The organism is Paenibacillus sp. PvR133, from assembly GCF_017833155.1.
GTDB classification, from domain to species: Bacteria; Bacillota; Bacilli; order Paenibacillales; family Paenibacillaceae; genus Paenibacillus; species Paenibacillus polymyxa_B.
The window spans coordinates 1,634,408-1,652,310 of the sequence record NZ_JAFIBS010000001.1; the positions used below are offsets into that span (position 1 = coordinate 1,634,408).

Sequence of the window (17,903 nt, forward strand, 5' to 3'; positions counted from 1 at the left end):
AATCCGCTCCAGATCATCAAACTAAACGATTGAGGAACGTTCATCCAGAAATTCGGATGGCGAGCAGCCTGTCAACCGTTTGAAGATTCGATGAAAATAGGAAACATCACTATATCCCACATACTCCGAAATTTCACGAATCGTTAGCCGGGACTCGGTCAGCATGTAGATGGCAGTTTTAATACGTTGTGTATGTACATGCTCACTGATCGTTTGGCGTGTTACCTCACGCAGCAGCGTCGCGGCATAATTGGGGGTTTTACGGATGGCGTCGCCAAGCTCCTCCTTGGTTACCTTTTCCCGGTAATGGTTCTGGATATACTGTTTCATATGTTCTACATGTCGCTCTCGATCGCAAGAAATGCCGCCTTTGTCCCATTCCTGATTCATATATATCATGGCCTCGGTCAGCAGACAGTCAGCCATCATGGTGTAGTAGCTTGGGTGTTCAGTCCATTGAAAGTACATCGATTTGATCCGTTCATGCAGCATATCGTAGCATCCAGGTTTGATCAACAACGGCTTGTCAGTATTCAGTATGGGAAGTGTGCTGTTCGTACATGTTTTGCGGCAATGTATCACATACTTGGTATGAAAAAGCGTAGGAATGCTCTTGCCATAGTAATCCAGATGACCGGGTAAAAGCAGTGTTTCACCCTTACCGAGAATGAATTTGCAATCGTTCACCCAATATACACATTTGCCAAAGGTGACCAAAATGAACAGTAAGTCATCGTTGTCGCTATTTGCACTAGCCTTTTCATACCAGTCCACACCGTTGTCCTGCCGTATATCCACCAATGTAATCACGAAACTCACTCCCCGATGTCTTCAACATTCATTATACTGTAGTACATTCATCATACTATAGTTCATAGTCTTGGTGCACGGGTACAGGTAGAATAGAGCCATATAAGTTTAATGTAGATAGAGAAGCAAAGTGGAATAGAAAACCATACAGTAAAGACATTCAGGAGGATGACATTACTATGCTTAAAACGAAAATTATTTGTACTATGGGACCTGCCTGTGACTCCATTCATTTGTTAAAAGAAATGATTCAGGCTGGTATGACTGTAGCCCGCTTGAATATGGCTCACGGTGAACTGGAAGATCACGTTAAACGTATCGAAAATGTGCGGCAGGCTGCGAAGGAAATGAATACCTTTATACCTGTCATGATGGATATTAAAGGACCAGAAATACGGATTGGCAAGCTGAGAGAGGCATCTTGTCTGTTGAAACCAGGTAGTCAGCTCATTCTGACCACAGAAGAGATTCTAGGGGACGAGCATCGTATTTCAGTGAATTACCCGGATATGCCGAAGGACATCAAACCAGGCGACCGCATTCTCATTGACGACGGTTTGGTTGATCTGACTGTAACCTCCATCGAGGGTACGGAAATGATTTGTAATATTGTAAGCGGCGGTATTTTGAAGCCGAGAAAAGGTGTAAACCTGCCAGGGATTCATACAACCCTTCCAGGCGTGACGGAGCGAGATGTGAGGCACATCCAATTTGGGGTGGAGCAGCGCGTTGAGCTTATTGCGGCTTCTTTTGTGCGTAAAGGCGACGATATCCGTGAAATCCGTGAGATTTTGAAGGGACATCATGCTGAGCATGTACAAATTTATTCCAAAATTGAAAATGCTGAAGGCATGGAAAACCTGGATGATATTATCGAAGCTTCCGATGGCATTATGGTAGCCCGTGGCGATCTGGGCGTCGAAGTACCGATTCAAGATGTGCCTGTGATGCAAAAAGAAATGATCGACAAGTGTAATCTGGTTGGCAAGCCCGTTATCGTAGCTACCCACATGCTGGAATCCATGCAGGTGAACCCACGTCCGACGAGAGCCGAAGTTAGTGACGTGTTTAATGCCGTTATGCAAGGAGCCGATGTTGTTATGCTGTCGGGCGAATCAGCTGCGGGTAAATATCCTGTCGAGTCTGTACGGACCATGGCCGCTGTAGCTGCCAGAGCAGAATCGCAATTCGATTATCAGGAGCAGTTCGATAAGCGTAGAGCACGTCAAAGCACCAACATTACCGAAGTGATTAGTCAGGGTGCGGTGAGTTCATCCCTGGAGCTGGATGCGAAAGCGATTATTACGTCGACTGCCAGCGGATTCACGGCACGTATGGTGTCCAAATATCGTCCGAAGGCACCTATTATTGCGGTTACTCCGAATAACACGGTATTCGCTAAAATTTGCCTGTTATCCGGTGTGTTCCCGATCAAAGGGGATAAAGTAGCTACAACGGATGAAATGTTCGAATCCTCCATCCGTAACGCGCTGAATGCAGGATATATCCATAAAGGCGATACTGTAGTCCTGTCAGCAGGTGTTCCTGTCGCTGAGGCAGGTACTACGAACTTGATCCGAGTATATCAAGTGTAAGTTAAAACAAAATATAGACAAGCCAAAAGGCGCTGGCCCTCCATGGGTTCAGCGCCTTTTTGACATGAATTCGGAAGCATCTCTGAGGGGGCATGGACTACGGCGTAAAGCGGGCCAAGTGTGTCACTGCTTACAGCCCGAACACACTTTTAGCAACGACCTGTGTCAATTCTGCCTTATGGGCTTCGTATTGCTCAGGCGTAATGCTCTTATTGGCCAGTCGTTGATCCAACTGCTCCGTTAACTGAGCTACCTGTAAATCAACAACAGCCTGTGCGTCCTGTTTATTGGATTGTGCAATATCTGCCAAGGTTTGACCGTTATATAACGCATCATACAATTGCTCATCCGAGGATGCGCCCAGTGTTTTCAAAAGTTCATCATCCTTGGAAGCTTCATTATCCTGTACCTGAGGGGCTCTCTCTGGAGCCAGTGTAGCAGCATTAGCCCGACTTCCCCAAGTAGAAGACTGCCCAATAGATAACGCCAGCAACAGTGTACAGATGACCATAATTCGTTTTCGATTCATAAGTGTAAATCTCCTTTGTGTTTCATTCAATTTCTGACAGGGTGGAGTCTTATATGGATATCCAACGGGAGTAATGTTTATGCGTTTAGCCGATCCGGCTTATGTAGTTACCAGATTCTAATATACATCATACACACCCAATCTTAGCGCCAGATTAATACTCGTTTAAAATAAACTAAAAGAGGAGGATGTAAACAGGTAACAGCAAAAAAATTTCACCGATGCTCGTAGGAGGGCTCGTACGATGGATGTGATCTATCCTTCGGTCCCTGTTTTTTTCTTTGACCAGATTTTTCGTATCCCATGCATACAGAGCAGCAGCAGAGGCAGAAAAAGGCCCATAGATAAGGAAAAAGGTGTCCATATTTTTGCATCCCAGGATTGCTGGTATGGGACATTTGGGTATATGATCACCGACATGACGATCAGGATCATTCCGATAGGGAAGATCAGCGGACGATCATCTTTTAGATTAAAGATTTGGCTAATGGCTATCATAATCGATTGCATATACAGAGCCAGCCTGAAAAAGAGCGAAATAAACCACATAGCGGCCATGATCGCTTCAATACGCTGAAGAAAATTTCCAATGTTTATTTTTTGGGCTAATGAATAGCTCGGATACATACTTCTTGCTGTTAATTCATGGCCGAAAACCAAAACGGCCAATACAATGACCACAACCAGAATCAACCCGCCAATCAGTCCCCCTGTTAAAAAAGCCCTGCGCGCTTGATCGGGCTGATCGACAAACGGAAAAATCATGAGAAAAACAATATGGGTCAGAAACGCAATACTAATAAAGGACAAGGCGGCAGACCAAACAGGTCCGCCTCCCTTCTCCAGCATCGGTTGGGCGTTCTCCAGTTTGATATTGGATACGACTAAAATGACAAAAGCTGTATACAGCAAAATGAACAAGGGAAACAATAGTTCAGCAGAACGGGCTACCGTTTCCAGTCCCAGGCGCACGCCCATCAATACAATGAGCGCAAAGAGGATATTGACTGCTTGCATCGGCGTTTCCGGCATCATTTGAGTAGTCAAAAAATTCCCCGAATCATACAACACCGCAGCAGGACCACCCAGAAAAAACATAACCATAAACAGCAGAGCAACAGACTTCCCCAACCACTTGCCCAAAAGGGTCTCCATGATTTCAATCAGGGTCATCTGTGGATACAGGATGGTAATCGTGTTGTACAGCCATATCAACAGCAGCCCGGAGCCCACTCCGACGAGTGCTGCGATCCATGCATCCTGTTTAGCAGTGGCGGCCATAACGGAAGGGATGACGAGGATTGCGGTGCCGATTGTAAATAATATCGTTAAGATCAACAATTGCCGTGTGGAGATTTTAACTTGCTTAGGCACCATCTTCACCTCTATCTTCACGTTTATCATCCGGCTTGTTATTCTTCTTTGTCCCCAACCTTTTCAGGGCATGTATACTGAGCAGCAGTAAGGGAAGAAACAACCCGATTGATAGTGAATAAGGAACCCACGTCTTTGTATCATAGATTTGTTGATATGTGACATTGGGATACACGATGACGGACATGATGACTAAAATCATCCCGAGAGGAAGCACCAGTTGCCGGTCGTTTTTCAAACGGAAGATTTGGGCTATTGCTGTCACAGTAGTGTGCATGTACAGCGTGATTCTGAAAAAGAGTGAAATAAACCACATGGTAGCCATAATTGCTTCGATACGCTGTAAAAAATTGCCGATGCTAATTTTTTTGGCTAACGCATAGCTAGGATAAATATTTCTTGCCGTTAAATCAGGACCTAATACAAAAATTGCCAGTGCAACCACCACGACCAACATTAATCCGCCAATCAGGCTGCCTATGAAAAAAGCTTTACGGGTTTGATCGGAACGATTTACAGAAGCCGGGAAGATCATGAGCAGAATAATATGAGGTATAAACACAGTGCTAACAAAGGACAGGGCAGCAGGCCAAATAGGTCCCAATCCCGCCTCTAATACAGGTTGAATGTTTTCTAATTTAATATTGGACACCACTAAACCTGTAAAAGAAATATAAAGAAGAGTAAATAACGGAAACATCAGTTCGGCAGAACGGACCAGCACTTCCAGCCCCAGCCGAACAGCCAACAATATAATAAGCGCAAAAAGGATATTTACCGCTAGAATTGGTGTTTCTGGTATCATTTGAGTAGTCATAAAATTCCCTAAATAAAATAAAACGGGAGCGGGAGCATTGATGAAAAGTGTGGTGAAAAACAGAAGACCGACGGCTTTGCCTAACCATTTTCCGAGCAGGGTTTCCATAATCCCAATCAGAGTCATCTCTGGATACAGAGCTGCAATCTTGCTGTACAAATACAAGACAAGGAGCCCGGCCCCGACCCCGACGAGCGCGGCAATCCACGCATCTTGTTTGGCTACCAACGCCATGCCTGAAGGAATGATGAGGATTGCACTCCCGATCGTAAATAAAGCCGTTAATATCATAATTTGGCGTGCTGAGATTTTGATCTGTCCGGGCACCTATTTCACCTCGTCTTATTTTATTAGACCGATATGGGTCAGGAAATCACTGAGAGGTCTATATACCGCTGTTATCCAATCCAGAGGAGTTGGAATAAGCCAGTTTAATGCCTTGGCGCAGCAAATTCCGACGGCAAAAAGGAGAAGGACAGAGAATAACCAAAGTTCTTTTTTTAACCCCTTTTTCCACATGTAGGGGACCTCGATCAAGCTGATTGCAGCAGCGGTTAGTAATATGCCCAGAACTTTCACTATATGAGACAGCATCTTGGGAAACACCTTCTTTTGTAGGGTAAGGTTCTATACAGGAGCCAGATCCCCCGCCGTATCTGACAAGGGATTTACTCCTTAATATCATTCAAAAATGAGCTGCCAATCGTGCCCAAGCGCCGAATCTTGAAATTGACCTTGATATTTACGGGTAATTCTGCAAAGTGCTCATAATCCCAATTTTTTTTAATGGATTTCCAGGTTCTCGGGTCAGCGCGGTGAATGGCTTCACCGAATCCGAAAATGTCAGCTTTGTATGATTTTTGAGCTTTTCTGACAGCCATTTTCATAATCTCTTCTATCTTTTCTTCCTCTTTCTTCTCAATGTCATAAATCGTCCCCACCTGGGTCAGATCCAGGTCATTACACTCGACTTCTCCCACGTTGGCCTCAACCTGCATTTTTATATTGACCTGGGGCTCCCCCCTATAAACGCTCCCTTTTATAGTTGTTTGGGTACGAATGATTTCCGAAACGACTTTGCCGCCTCTGGGGCAAGCTACAAAGCCGACAGAGCTTTGCACTTTGCCGCGGATGAAATTGTAGCCTCTACTTTCAGTTTCATTTAACCACCCGATTAATCGGTCTTTTCTAAATACAGCAAGTCCCGAATACTGTAAACGGCTGAACGGGTCGATCTTTTGTACATTGCTACTTGTTTCTCCCATTTCTTTATTGCCCACGATACGGAGTCCTGTCAAAACAGGCTGCATTCCTTCACTGGTGAGTGCTGAAATCAATTCATCCAAAGTTACCGTCATACTGGGTGACCAGTTTTTCTGCGATGTTTCCAGAGAGGAGAAAAGGTCATTCGCCGGAATGGGATCTAAGGGCGTCATAATTTTCAACGTATCCTCCGCGCTGGTATCCTTGGACACCACAATATAAAAATCAGTGCGGAATTGATGATCCCTGGAAAGTAAATCTAGAGATTTTGCCATTCCTTCGGTGGCTACCGACTCACCGATTACACATATACGCAGGTGAGAAAAATATATTTTCCGAGGACTAAGCGTTGTTATTTTTCGGATCGCTTCAAATATGGTATCCGCTTCCTCTGTATACAAGGTGGCTGGTGCCCCACCACCTGCTCCTTTTTTGGCTGATGCTTTTCCAGGGTCCACCACTTGGATAGAGACCCGAAATTGATCTCCTTGTTTATCGATCCCCATACCGACGGCGATGGCAAGCTCATTCAACTCCCTGCGATTCCAACAGCCCGTCAGAAGTAAAACGAGTGCAAGAATCAGGAACAGAAATGCTTTCTTCCGCTTCATGATTATCCACTCCTTTCCGACTGTTTCTCTTTTCTTCTATTTCCGTGATTTCCGGGGCGGAGTGCTGTTTCGGCGCTTCACATTCTTCTGATCGACTAACCGGGGACGTGAAATCATCATCCAGTGAGGAAACCGAAATATGGTATCTTTGGTGTCCGAAGGTATTAGAGGTGCAAAAGGAGTCATATAGGGAACGCCGAACGAACGAAGGCTGCACATATGCAGGACCAGGGCAATGCCTCCAACGATAATCCCAAACAGCCCAAAGGAAGCGGCAAGTCCCATCAAGGGGAACCGCAGCATACGAAAAGCGATGGACATATTATAGGCAGGGAGAACAAAGCTTGAAATCGCCGTAATCGATACGACAATAACCATTGCTGCAGATATGATGCCCGCCTCGACGGCAGCTTGCCCGATGACGAGTGTGCCTACGATAGAGACGGCTGCCCCGATGTACTTCGGCATACGAACTCCAGCTTCCCGCAATATTTCAAAAGTTAATTCCATCATGAGTGCTTCGATAAAGGCGGGGAAGGGAACGGCCTCCCGCTGTGCTGCCAGACCGATCAGCAGTGAGGTCGGCAGCATTTCCTGATGAAACGTAGTGATGGCAATATATAGGGACGGACCTAACAGGGAGATAAAAACTCCGGTGTAACGAAGAACCCGGATGAAGCTGCTGATGTCCGCACGCTGATAATAATCCTCCGCCGCATGCAGGAAGGAAACAAACAGCGCAGGTACGACAAGCACAAAAGGGGTCCCATCCACCAGGATCGCGATTTTTCCTTCCAACAGCTCGGCGGCGATGACGTCTGGACGTTCGGAGTTGTATACTGTTGGAAAAGGGGTGAAAGTTTCGTCCTGGATTAACTCCTCGATATAACCGCTTTCGAGAATGCCGTCTACATCAATGCGATTCAATCGCTCATGCACTTCCTCGACCAATTTAGGGTTCACGATCCCTTTGATATACATGACAGCGACTTCGGTCTGGGTTACACGACCGATTTGTTTGGTTTCCAGCCACAAATTCGGATCTTTAATCTTACGCCGAATCAATGCCGTATTCGTGCGCAGTGTCTCAGAAAATCCTTCCCGCGGCCCACGGACGACATTTTCCGAGGCAGGCTCGGTGACACCGCGATCCTTCCATCCACGTGCGCTGGCTACTATTCCCTGTGTCTCACCGTCAATCAAAATGACAGCATCCCCTGACAACAGCGCGTTATATAAGGTTTCAAAGTCGATAATCTCCCGGATGCTTCCGATGGTTAGGGCATAATCTTTCAATACTTGCATGACACTAGAGGAGTTCTGGAGCCTGCACTCTACGTCTCTGGACAAGCTACTATCCAGCATCATCGATTCCATAATGAAGTCGGAGACTATATTTTTGTCCGCCAAACCGTCCGTATAGAGAATTGCAATGAGCTGGTCACCATCTTTGCCGATACGAACTTCTCTTATGATGATGTCGGTGCTGTTACCGAGTGCTTGTCTGATTTGCTGAAGATTGCTTCCGATATTCGCACTGAGCTGCTCTCCTGAATGCTCAGACTTACTTTCGCTGTGCTGGACTGGCGGCTTTTTAACTTTGTTAGGGGGGGTTCTTTTCCGAAAACGCATGAACGTTCTCCCTCTCTTTGAGGATACTTTTTAATCCAGTATGGACGCAGGGGTCTCCAGATAAACTTACTGCTGAAATTTCGATGGGGGAGATACAGATATGAAAAAAAACCTCTTTCACTTTTGTGAAAGAGGTTTTAGACATCTACAACCATTACAATTTAGGGTTTTTCCCATACTTATTGTCGCCAGGCTGACTGTCTTGGCAGAAGAATACAATCAAAATAATTGACCCTACCAGAGGAATCAGACTGATTAGAATCCACCATCCGCTTCTACCTGTGTCATGCAGTCTACGGGCCATAACGGCCAAGGATGGCAACAGGACAGCAAGAGAATAAATCAAAGTCAATATCGGAGTTAAACCCAAAAGACTATCGATCAGACTGATTACAAAGCTAACGATTGCACTAAATAGAACAAACATCCAATATTCTGTACGTCTTGCTCTACCTTGGAATCCTACATAGTTTTTTAATGCATTTAAATACCATTGCATATATTTTTCACCTCCTTATAAAATCTAAACGGTTCTAAACAGTATCCGTAAAATTGTCCTTTTAGGTATATCGGCAGGAAACATATAAAATTTTACTTGTAAAATTATAACTTTAAACTAGAAATTTACGCAATACATTTATTAATGTTAATAATTCGATGAATAATTTATAAAAATATAAAATTACATATTGAATTTTCCATATCCATTGAATAATATAGAGGTACGGTTAACCGCCAGGTTTGAAACGTCCTTCTTAACAGAAGGTGATTTTATTTTCAAATCAAGTGAAAGCGCTTTAATGATGAATAGGAGGGATGAGCAACATTAAATTCGAGGCTGAAGAAGTTAATACAAACATAATCCTGACCGCTTTCTCAATATTTTTTTATGTTATCAGGGATGTTCAAAACGAGAGGAGATTGATTTATGAAGCAATCATTTGTTCGTAAAGTAACGGCAGCTTCACTGGCAGGTGCGCTGTTGTTGCCTGCTTCTTTGGTAGGCGCCGAGCAAACACTCAATTCAGATACAGATGGAATTCAAAATGTGGGGCAAACTTCCCTTCAAGCTCAAGACCTAGAAAACTTTTCAATTCAAAGTAAAAAGGCTGTCTCTTTCAAGGAGACTTCCGTACATGATCCATCCATCCTGAAAGTGAAAGACACATTTTACATTTTCGGCTCACATCTGGCGGCTGCCAAGTCCAAAGACCTCATGAATTGGGATACGATTGCTACAGGAGTGGCGAATGGTAATACATTGATTCCCAACGTCAAAGAAGAATTAAAGGAAGCACTGGATTGGGCACAGACAGACACCCTGTGGGCAGCTGATGTCATTCAACTGGCAGATGGCAAGTTCTATATGTATTATAACGCTTGCAAGGGTGACTCACCGCGTTCAGCAATGGGCCTAGCAGTTGCTGATAAAATTGAAGGGCCTTATAAGAATAAAGGCATTTTTCTAAAATCCGGCATGTGGGACCAACCGAGTGAGGATGGGACGATCTATGACGCAACCAAGCATCCAAATGCCGTAGACCCGGACACCTTTTATGATAAGAACGGCAAACTGTGGATGGTATATGGCTCTTACTCAGGAGGCATCTTCATTATGCAGATGGATGAAAAAACAGGGAAGCCGCTCCCTGGTCAAGGCTACGGTAAAAAGCTGACAGGCGGTAATCATGCTCGTATGGAAGGGCCGTACATACAATACAGTCCGCAAACGGACTACTATTACTTGTTCCTGTCCTATGGTGGATTGTCAGCGGATGGCGGATACAACTTGCGGGTGGCTCGGTCCAAAACACCGGATGGTCCTTTCTACGATGCTGAAGGCAATGATATGATCAAGGTCAAGGCGAATCCGGATAAACCACTTTTTGATGACGCTTCCATTGAACCATATGGTGTCAAACTGATAGGTAATTACCTGATTCCAAGAGAAATTGGTGATCCGGGTACTGGACTGGGTGCAGGTTATGTGTCACCCGGACACAACTCGGCTTATTATGATCCCAAGACGAAAAAGCATTTTGTCATTTTCCATTCCCGTTTCCCGGGGAGAGGCGAACAGTTTGAAGTGCGGGTACATGAAATGTTCATGAACGCTGACGGTTGGCCTGTGGTTGCTCCTTATCGTTATTCGGGAGATGAAGATTCACTGAAAAAGCTGTCAGAAAAGGATGTCCTCGGTCAATATTCGTATGTAAATCACGGGAAGGAAATTTCGGCAAATATTAAGCAAGCCGTTAACGTCAGTCTGGATAGTGGCGGCAAGCTGTCTGGTGGAGTGAACGGTACATGGAAGTTGGGGGCAGGCAATCAGTTGGAAATTACAGCAGAGGGCACGAAGTACAAAGGTGTATTCCTGCGGCACCGTGATCCAGACACAGGTGCCAAGACGCTTGCTTTTACCGCGTTGTCCTCCAAGGGGGTTGCGGTATGGGGTTCGCTAAAGCCTGACCTGAAGGCCAGCAAGATTGTAGCTGCTGTGCAGAAGGATCTGAGCCTGGGCGATACGAGCAATGTTCTTTATAATCTGACGCTACCTACTCAAGCAGCACAAGATACCACTATTTCATGGGAATCCACCCACCCGGAGAATATTTCTGTGACAGGTGAAGTATACCGTCCAGAAGCCGGTTCTCAGCCAGTAACAGTTACATTGACAGCGACCATCAAAAAGGACAAAGCCACAGCTAAGAAAAACTTTACAGCCATTGTTCCCGGGCAGGCCCGAGGTCCTCAGCTCGCACGCTATTCGTGGAGTGAAGATCAAGGAACTTCGGTTGTCGACAGCACATACAATCAATTCGATGGTAAGACCTATGGTGGTGCTGCATGGGATAAAGACGGGAAGTTTGGCGGTGCGCTTGTCCTAAACGGTAAGGATGGTTACGTGCAACTACCAAATACAGTAACAGATGCGAAGGATTTTACCTTTTCCGCTTGGGTGAACTGGAAGGGCGGTGCAGCTTGGCAACGGATTTTTGACTTCGGCAACGGCCAAGCCCGGCATATGTTTCTTACCCCTTCCCAAGGAAACGGTGTGCTCCAGTTTACAATCCATGAGGGTACGGATCAAAGCTTGCTTTCCAAATCATCATTACCTCTAAACCAGTGGACGCATGTAGCGGTTACACTGGAAGGGAATACAGGAAAGCTGTATGTAAATGGTGAGGAAGTAGCCGTTAATGACAGCATTACCTTTAATCCCAATGAGTTGCTGACGAGTGAGGCTTATCTCGGCAAAAGCCGTTTTGCCGCCGATGCTTACTTTAACGGCAGCCTGGATGAAGTTCAATTGTATAACAAAGCGCTGACAGCAGAGGAAATTAAAGCACTGGCGGAGTTGTAATTCAAATGAACTAAAATGAGCAAATAAACGCAGGAGATGGGCTTTTAGTAAGAAGTTCGTCTCCTGCGCAATGTTTTGTATATTTATTTCTTGATTGCTGGTATAATAGGAAGCAACTGCGGATATAATGTTTTAAGTAGGCGTTAATGACTCACTCCCGCCGAATGAACACAGCTTTGAAGCAGCAATAGAAGACATAAGCACTCTGCATAAATTAAATTCACCAGTGCTTGCGTTTTCAATACACTTATGGTAATATGAGTATATTGAAATTGTGACCTGAGATTCACATATTGTAGAGGGTTATTGTTTTAGGTTGAAATAACCTTGTGCAATATGTGAATTTTTATTTGTCAAAAATAAAGGTCATATAAATACATTTTGGAGGTAATTCCATGCAAACAGGTACAGTTAAATGGTTTAACGCAGAAAAAGGTTTCGGTTTCATCGAGGTTGAAGGTGGAAGCGACGTATTCGTACATTTCTCCGCAATCCAAGGCGAAGGTTTCAAATCTTTGGACGAAGGCCAACGCGTAGAATTCAACGTAGTTGAAGGAAACCGTGGACCACAAGCTGAGAACGTTGTAAAACTGTAATTTAAAATTACAGCCTACTTCAGATGCCCCGAACATAGCGTTTGGGGCATTTGTTTTTATCTGTTCACAAGACCGTTTTTGAACTGATTACATCTTATCGCTTTATAAATCATGAAGAAAGAGGGATGTTTATGTACAATTCACGGAAAAAGCCAATGGATGAGATTCCTGAGGAAATTACAACTGTCTGGAATTGCGCCAGCGATACATGTAACGGCTGGATGCGGGATAACTTCGCTTTTTCTGTCGAGCCGACATGCCCCATTTGCGGTTCTGCCATGGTGAAGGGCGAGAAAAAGCTGGCTGTTTTAAATAATACGAGCTTTAATCATACCAAACAATCCTAAACGGATAAATGTTTGTAGTGAAAGATGCCCCATAGCCATTAACGGCGCTGAGGCGTCTTTTTTGTTTTTTATAAATATGAATTATACATAAGAATGAACAGGTTTTCAATTATGGTGTGGAGGATGGGGCTAGTATGCTCAGTAAGATAGAATTAAATTCGGGTAGCGCTTCGTAAAATACACCGTGCCCGCTTCGTTCGAAAGGAATAAGCTTTGATCCGGCAATTCCTTTTTGAGTTTGGACAGCCAGGGGGAAAGGACAGACCCGATCCAGCTTGCCGTGTAGAATCCAAGTAGGCACGTGTATACATGGTAGGTCAGCGCGCAAATCAGAGTCACGCAGTGAATACAAAGTACAAGCCATGCTATGAACTGTAGCCGCGAAACCCTGATCACGTAACCAATCGCGTAAGCTCTGGCTAACGGGATTAGCAAACAACATCTCGCCAAAAGAAGTTACCAGTTGTGGACGATCTGTATAGGCTTGTTTGATGAGTTTATCTACCTCTGTGACAGGAGTACCGTAAGGGAAGTCGCTGGTTGGGGTGAATCGGGGCGTAGCTGCTCCGATCAAGATCAATTGATTGACGCCAAATCCCCGGTGCCTGCTCATGTAGCGTGTGACCACAGCTCCCCCCATCGAAAAACCGATCAGCCGTACCTGGTTTAACTGAAGCGCCTGCATAACAGCCAGCAGATCGTCCGCCAATCGATCATAATTGTATCCATGCCATGGTCGATCAGACTTGCCGAACCCCCTAAGATCAACCTGAATACAGCGATACCCGTAAGCAGGCAACAAGGCGGCCTGATATTCGTACATTCGGTGATCCAGCGGCCAGCCGTGAACCATCAGAACAGGGATGCCTTCTCCAATATCCTCGACATACAGCTTCACGCCGCGTTCCACCTCAATATAATATCCCATCGTGTTCACCCCTTTAGAAATCACGAAATTTCATTCTCTCTCACATATATGTAGCCAGGGCTTAGCTCATTCGAAAAAGGGATGAGACTGTCACGATATAAGCATATATTATGTTAAAAAATGTATGTCATCCTAGATAGGGATGGGATATAATTATGGAATGAAACAGCATCGGGAGAGTGGAACAATGACACCATCAAAAACATTAAAATGGATTACAGGCGGATTGGAGCTGTTTTTAGCTATTCCCGTTTTGGGCGGGCTGCTCGTCGTAAATTCCGCGTATACTATATTGTTCTTTATGCTGATTTTCCACATTGTTACGTTGGTGCTATCGGTGACGAATAGAGAGTCTTATTATGGATCTATTTTAGGGATCGTGACCTCGGTTATTGGATGGATTCCGATTGTGGGCTGGTTGATGCATTTGATCTCAGGCATATTTTTGATGATTACCGCAGCCCAGCAGCCGCGTGATCAGTATCGTAATCGCAATCCTTATGATGATTATCGCTACTAGGGGATGTGTGGCGATACAAAGATGAAAGATCCTGTTGAACAGGGTCTTTTTTTATTTATGAAATCTCCCCATGATTATGGTGTTGTAGTATTTGCCATCTGAAAGAACCTTATCGTTTTTTAATAACCCTTCGATCTCAAATCCATGTTTTTTATAGAGCTCAATGGCTTTATCATTCGTTTCCAAAACTTGTAGAGTTATTTTCTTGATGCCATTGGAGTCAGCCCAAGAAATAGATTTTTTTAAAAGATTCGTCCCGATCCCATAACCCCAAAAATCCTTTAGTACGCATACGCCAAATTCAACTTTATGAGAGAATCTGCTCAGAACATGGCCCTCACATCTTGAAAAGCCGACGATTTTATCATGAACTACCGCAACTAAAAATAGGTTTCTGTTATTCTCTGTATCTGATTCAATGAGCTGTTCAAAACCGGATGTACTTATAAACGCTTCTCCCTTCTCTCTGTCTAAATTTTCAGTCTCTCCATCAATCAGCAAACGGATTTCAGACAAATTCTTCGCATCTTGAATCATGGCAGATCTGATCGTATAGCTCATTCCTCGTATATCAAATTCCTGTTTATTTATTTTCATTACATTCTCCTTATTATGAATTTTAGTGAAAAATGACCTCTGGATCATGTTAGTCTACCACATATTATCTTGTTTACATGACAAATAAGCTTGTCCCCTCCTGTTGTATCAGCAGCAGGGGACAAGCTTATTGATTTCTCAATCCGTACAGGGAAGCCGGATTGAGATTTATTATACATGGGTGGATGTGCCAGATTAACAAATGGTTCTTATGAATGCGACTTATTGAGCTACGGCTTCTTGGAAAACGGGAGCTGTAGCTATTTCTGCTTAGCAGGAGCCTTGGCTGCACCACCTTGAGCAGGAGCTTTACCTGCATCCGCTTTACCGCCATCTACTGGTGGTTTGGAGGGTTTTACGCCATTCACCATATCTGTCATCATTTTTTTTAGATTAGAGACACGTTGGTTATATTCAGTTGCCGTAATCTTGCCGTTTTGTTTTTCCGTAGCCAGTTTCGCTTTCATATCTGAAACCATCACATCAATAACGGAATTTACGCTCACACCTTGTGCTTTGGCGATTGTAGCAAGGGATTTACCTGCTTTCAACTGTGTATCCAACTGACTGGAGGACAATTTCAATAATTTCAGGAGAGCTTTGTTCTCAGCATAGTTTCCTCCTGCCATTTTAGGGCCGTTAGCATCTCCGGGGTTACCCTTAGGTGCTTGTGCTTTGTCTGCAATGGGAGCCTTCTCAGGTGTAGTTGAAGCAGCGTGGGCTGCGCTTGTGGAGTATAGTGCACCGCCTCCTAAAAATGCCAAGGCCATCGTTCCAGCCAAAATTGCTTTCTTGGTGCTCTTCATCTTCATTTTCCACCTTTCGGTTATGGTTTGTTTGGTACGTGATACATCATAAGGCATCAACTTGAATGCTATCTGAGTGCAAGCTGAGCATTTACTGAATGAAATTTGGAGAGCATGACTAACATTTTAGTAAGATGGTACTTGTATTACGTGTATTAAGTGATATAATACACTACAGGCACGATAGATGCAGCCGATTAGGGGGAAACACCCATGGAAGAACAACGGGTTGGCTCGTTCCGATTTTTAATTGACTTCAGCCAGCCATTATATGAGCAAATATTAAATCAAGTACGAAGCTCCATTGCTAAAGGGGAGATCGAAATGGGAAGCAAAATGCCATCTGTTCGTGATCTGGCGCAGGAACTACGCATGAATCCGAATACTGTGATGCGGGCGTATCAGGAGCTGGAGCGGGACGGATTGACTGAGAAGCGGCGCGGGTTAGGCACTTATGTTACTTCGTCCAGTGAACGGATTGCCAGCTTTAGGGAACAATTGGCTATAACGTATATAGATCAGTTTCTCGGACAGATGAGCAGTCTGGGGTTATCGTGGGAAGATGTACAGCAGTATATAAGAAGCAAACAGGACGGAAATGACGAGGAAGGAGGCGAAGGGGCATGACGGAATCTATTGTGGTTGCGAGTCATCTGACGAAGCAATATGAAAGTAAAAAAGCGCTGGACCACTTGGATGTCGTCATTCCGGCGGGACGCATTGTAGGGGTGCTTGGACCCAATGGCTGTGGGAAGTCCAGCTTCTTTCGAGCAATCACCGGATTAATTCGGCCAGATGGGGGCGAGCTTCAGGTATTGGGGCAAAAGCCAGGTTGGGAAACCAATCGTGGCATATCCTATCTGCCTGACCGGGCTCGCTGGTACCCTAATCATACGGTGCAGCAGACACTGGAGTGGGGGGAATCCTTTTTGCCTGGCTTCAATATAAAAGATGCCTATAAACTTGCTGATCATATGGACGTAGAGTTGGAGTTGAAAATGGCCGGGTTGAGTCGCGGACAGGAGGCACGTGTGCTACTGATTTTATGTCTGGCGCGTGAGGTTCCGCTCATGATCCTGGATGAACCGTTTGCGGGCATTGATGTCCTCTCCAGAGAAGCGATCGTGGCCGGGATTATTGATTATTTGGAGGGTCGCCAGCAGTCTATACTCATTAGCACGCATGATATTCAGGAAGTGGAAGGCTTGTTTGACTACACGGTCATGATGGACCGCGGACGGGTCATATGGTCTGGTGATTCGGATGATCTGCGTGCAGAGCATGGCTCGCTGAATCAGGTGTTCCGCAATTTGTACAAAAAGGAGTGGAAGGCGTGAATTCATCAGGGCTGTTCAAAGATTTGATACGCCATGAATTTCGAAATAAAGGAAGCTGGAGAAAGCAGAGCCGCAATCGACTACCGAGATCGTGGAGACTTGTGTATTTCTCATTATTTCTAATTGCGGCGTTCGTTATTTCCTTGTATTTCGCGCTTCATAACCAACTCGAATTGACAAGGCTGTGGTATGTCACCCTGGGTTTGCCGTACATGATCATTTTCATGGGTGCGGGAAGTCTGAGAAGAGAATGGGAGAATGACACCTACGGATGGTGGCTGACTCTGCCCTATCCGCGTATGTGGCTGATTAGCGCCAAATGGATTGCTGCTATTTTACAAGCCGTGGTCGTGACCTTGTCCCTGTTTGTGGTAGGTTCTCTGTACGCGCTGTTCATCTCATCCACCATCCAGCCTTATACGTTTGCGGATGCAGCGTCCTTTATTATAGCTGGATTGAACTGGTTTGTGATGATTATCGCCTTCACACCGTTGGTTATTGCGCTGGGTCTGCTGACGGCCAGTACCAAATACAGCACCTTGCGGCCGATTAGCCCGATACTCTGGATTCTTTTGATGGGTGGCGGGAGTGTCTTTTATTGGTCAGGCGATCAGGGGCTTTATGAGCAGTTTGACCATGTTCAAACAGGACAATGGTTTTCTTTTACCTGGCATTTCCCGATTGCGGTGCTGATCAGTTGGGTTGCTGCATATGTATTAATCCGCTTGAGCGCTTATCTACTGGAGAAAAAACTGTCGATTTAGGCTAGCGTATCTA

General features: G+C 44.9%; 18 protein-coding genes. 8 read left to right on the forward strand and 10 right to left on the reverse strand.

From position 1 onward, the window contains the following. Positions 1 to 21 precede the first annotated feature (21 nt). Entirely contained in the window at positions 22 to 810 is a 789-nt protein-coding gene (locus JOE49_RS07240) for a helix-turn-helix domain-containing protein (protein WP_160788848.1), read from the reverse strand. 179 nt (positions 811 to 989) lie between these two features. Here JOE49_RS07240 and pyk point away from each other — a divergent pair, with 179 nt between their 5' ends. Then, positions 990 to 2,405, forward strand: a complete 1,416-nt coding sequence (gene pyk / locus JOE49_RS07245; protein WP_023986598.1) for a pyruvate kinase — start codon at positions 990 to 992, stop codon at positions 2,403 to 2,405. A 130-nt stretch (positions 2,406 to 2,535) separates the two neighbouring features. Here the strand turns inward: pyk and JOE49_RS07250 are convergent, their stop codons facing one another. From JOE49_RS07250 to JOE49_RS07275, 6 genes are all read right to left on the reverse strand, one after another. Next, positions 2,536 to 2,934, reverse strand: coding sequence for a hypothetical protein (locus JOE49_RS07250; protein WP_023986599.1), 399 nt, complete (start codon positions 2,932 to 2,934; stop codon positions 2,536 to 2,538). Between the two features lie 255 nt (positions 2,935 to 3,189). Continuing rightward, positions 3,190 to 4,338, reverse strand: coding sequence for a GerAB/ArcD/ProY family transporter (locus tag JOE49_RS07255; protein ID WP_245248350.1), 1,149 nt, complete (start codon positions 4,336 to 4,338; stop codon positions 3,190 to 3,192). Beyond that, complete coding sequence (locus JOE49_RS07260; protein ID WP_160788849.1) at positions 4,301 to 5,452, reverse strand: endospore germination permease; 1,152 nt, start codon at positions 5,450 to 5,452, stop codon at positions 4,301 to 4,303. The genes JOE49_RS07255 and JOE49_RS07260 overlap by 38 nt, the downstream gene beginning before the upstream one ends. Before the next feature lie 341 nt (positions 5,453 to 5,793). After that, positions 5,794 to 6,999: a Ger(x)C family spore germination protein gene (locus JOE49_RS07265; protein WP_028541947.1), complete on the reverse strand. Its 1,206-nt coding sequence runs from the start codon at positions 6,997 to 6,999 to the stop codon at positions 5,794 to 5,796. A 36-nt stretch (positions 7,000 to 7,035) separates the two neighbouring features. Continuing rightward, entirely contained in the window at positions 7,036 to 8,631 is a 1,596-nt protein-coding gene (locus JOE49_RS07270; protein ID WP_028541948.1) for a spore germination protein, read from the reverse strand. A 154-nt stretch (positions 8,632 to 8,785) separates the two neighbouring features. Then, complete coding sequence (locus JOE49_RS07275; protein ID WP_209940816.1) at positions 8,786 to 9,130, reverse strand: DUF805 domain-containing protein; 345 nt, start codon at positions 9,128 to 9,130, stop codon at positions 8,786 to 8,788. A 429-nt stretch (positions 9,131 to 9,559) separates the two neighbouring features. Between JOE49_RS07275 and abnB the strand changes: the two genes are divergently transcribed. The 3 genes from abnB to JOE49_RS07290 all read left to right on the forward strand — a co-directional run bounded on the left by abnB (position 9,560) and on the right by JOE49_RS07290 (position 12,938). Then, the gene (gene abnB / locus JOE49_RS07280) at positions 9,560 to 11,995 is read left to right on the forward strand and encodes an arabinan endo-1,5-alpha-L-arabinosidase AbnB (protein ID WP_209940817.1); all 2,436 of its coding nucleotides are present in this window, start codon (positions 9,560 to 9,562) and stop codon (positions 11,993 to 11,995) included. A 395-nt stretch (positions 11,996 to 12,390) separates the two neighbouring features. Then, positions 12,391 to 12,591, forward strand: coding sequence for a cold-shock protein (locus JOE49_RS07285; RefSeq protein WP_007428290.1), 201 nt, complete (start codon positions 12,391 to 12,393; stop codon positions 12,589 to 12,591). A 131-nt stretch (positions 12,592 to 12,722) separates the two neighbouring features. Next, positions 12,723 to 12,938, forward strand: a complete 216-nt coding sequence (locus tag JOE49_RS07290; protein ID WP_013308357.1) for a cold-shock protein — start codon at positions 12,723 to 12,725, stop codon at positions 12,936 to 12,938. A 109-nt stretch (positions 12,939 to 13,047) separates the two neighbouring features. On the opposite strand, the gene JOE49_RS07295 is transcribed toward JOE49_RS07290, so the two are convergent. Then, complete coding sequence (locus tag JOE49_RS07295) at positions 13,048 to 13,866, reverse strand: alpha/beta fold hydrolase (protein WP_023986607.1); 819 nt, start codon at positions 13,864 to 13,866, stop codon at positions 13,048 to 13,050. Between the two features lie 187 nt (positions 13,867 to 14,053). Here JOE49_RS07295 and JOE49_RS07300 point away from each other — a divergent pair, with 187 nt between their 5' ends. Then, positions 14,054 to 14,386 (forward strand): hypothetical protein, encoded by a 333-nt coding sequence (locus JOE49_RS07300; RefSeq protein WP_013308359.1) that lies wholly within the window; start codon positions 14,054 to 14,056, stop codon positions 14,384 to 14,386. A 51-nt stretch (positions 14,387 to 14,437) separates the two neighbouring features. On the opposite strand, the gene JOE49_RS07305 is transcribed toward JOE49_RS07300, so the two are convergent. Beyond that, entirely contained in the window at positions 14,438 to 14,983 is a 546-nt protein-coding gene (locus JOE49_RS07305; protein ID WP_071559460.1) for a GNAT family N-acetyltransferase, read from the reverse strand. A gap of 260 nt (positions 14,984 to 15,243) precedes the next feature. After that, positions 15,244 to 15,789, reverse strand: coding sequence for a hypothetical protein (locus JOE49_RS07310; protein ID WP_209940818.1), 546 nt, complete (start codon positions 15,787 to 15,789; stop codon positions 15,244 to 15,246). Between the two features lie 213 nt (positions 15,790 to 16,002). On the opposite strand from JOE49_RS07310, the gene JOE49_RS07315 reads away from it, so the two are divergent. The 3 genes from JOE49_RS07315 to JOE49_RS07325 are packed head-to-tail and all read left to right on the forward strand — an operon-like array spanning position 16,003 to position 17,890. Then, positions 16,003 to 16,416 carry a GntR family transcriptional regulator gene (locus JOE49_RS07315; RefSeq protein WP_028541952.1) on the forward strand — a complete coding sequence of 138 codons (414 nt, stop codon included), beginning with the start codon at positions 16,003 to 16,005 and terminating at the stop codon, positions 16,414 to 16,416. Then, entirely contained in the window at positions 16,413 to 17,126 is a 714-nt protein-coding gene (locus JOE49_RS07320; protein WP_023986611.1) for an ABC transporter ATP-binding protein, read from the forward strand. Before JOE49_RS07315 ends, JOE49_RS07320 begins: the two co-directional genes overlap by 4 nt. After that, the gene (locus tag JOE49_RS07325; protein WP_209940819.1) at positions 17,123 to 17,890 is read left to right on the forward strand and encodes an ABC transporter permease subunit; all 768 of its coding nucleotides are present in this window, start codon (positions 17,123 to 17,125) and stop codon (positions 17,888 to 17,890) included. The genes JOE49_RS07320 and JOE49_RS07325 overlap by 4 nt, the downstream gene beginning before the upstream one ends. Positions 17,891 to 17,903 lie beyond the last annotated feature (13 nt).

Coding starts and splice junctions, on each gene's coding strand:
- pyk (WP_023986598.1), top strand. CDS start 990: ATGCTTAAAACGAAAATTATTTGTACTATGGGACCTGCCTGTGACTCC.
- JOE49_RS07250 (WP_023986599.1), bottom strand. CDS start 2,934: ATGAATCGAAAACGAATTATGGTCATCTGTACACTGTTGCTGGCGTTA.
- JOE49_RS07255 (WP_245248350.1), bottom strand. CDS start 4,338: ATGATAAACGTGAAGATAGAGGTGAAGATGGTGCCTAAGCAAGTTAAA.
- JOE49_RS07265 (WP_028541947.1), bottom strand. CDS start 6,999: ATGAAGCGGAAGAAAGCATTTCTGTTCCTGATTCTTGCACTCGTTTTA.
- JOE49_RS07270 (WP_028541948.1), bottom strand. CDS start 8,631: ATGCGTTTTCGGAAAAGAACCCCCCCTAACAAAGTTAAAAAGCCGCCA.
- JOE49_RS07275 (WP_209940816.1), bottom strand. CDS start 9,130: ATGCAATGGTATTTAAATGCATTAAAAAACTATGTAGGATTCCAAGGT.
- abnB (WP_209940817.1), top strand. CDS start 9,560: ATGAAGCAATCATTTGTTCGTAAAGTAACGGCAGCTTCACTGGCAGGT.
- JOE49_RS07285 (WP_007428290.1), top strand. CDS start 12,391: ATGCAAACAGGTACAGTTAAATGGTTTAACGCAGAAAAAGGTTTCGGT.
- JOE49_RS07290 (WP_013308357.1), top strand. CDS start 12,723: ATGTACAATTCACGGAAAAAGCCAATGGATGAGATTCCTGAGGAAATT.
- JOE49_RS07295 (WP_023986607.1), bottom strand. CDS start 13,866: ATGGGATATTATATTGAGGTGGAACGCGGCGTGAAGCTGTATGTCGAG.
- JOE49_RS07300 (WP_013308359.1), top strand. CDS start 14,054: ATGACACCATCAAAAACATTAAAATGGATTACAGGCGGATTGGAGCTG.
- JOE49_RS07305 (WP_071559460.1), bottom strand. CDS start 14,983: ATGAAAATAAATAAACAGGAATTTGATATACGAGGAATGAGCTATACG.
- JOE49_RS07310 (WP_209940818.1), bottom strand. CDS start 15,789: ATGAAGAGCACCAAGAAAGCAATTTTGGCTGGAACGATGGCCTTGGCA.
- JOE49_RS07315 (WP_028541952.1), top strand. CDS start 16,003: ATGGAAGAACAACGGGTTGGCTCGTTCCGATTTTTAATTGACTTCAGC.
- JOE49_RS07320 (WP_023986611.1), top strand. CDS start 16,413: ATGACGGAATCTATTGTGGTTGCGAGTCATCTGACGAAGCAATATGAA.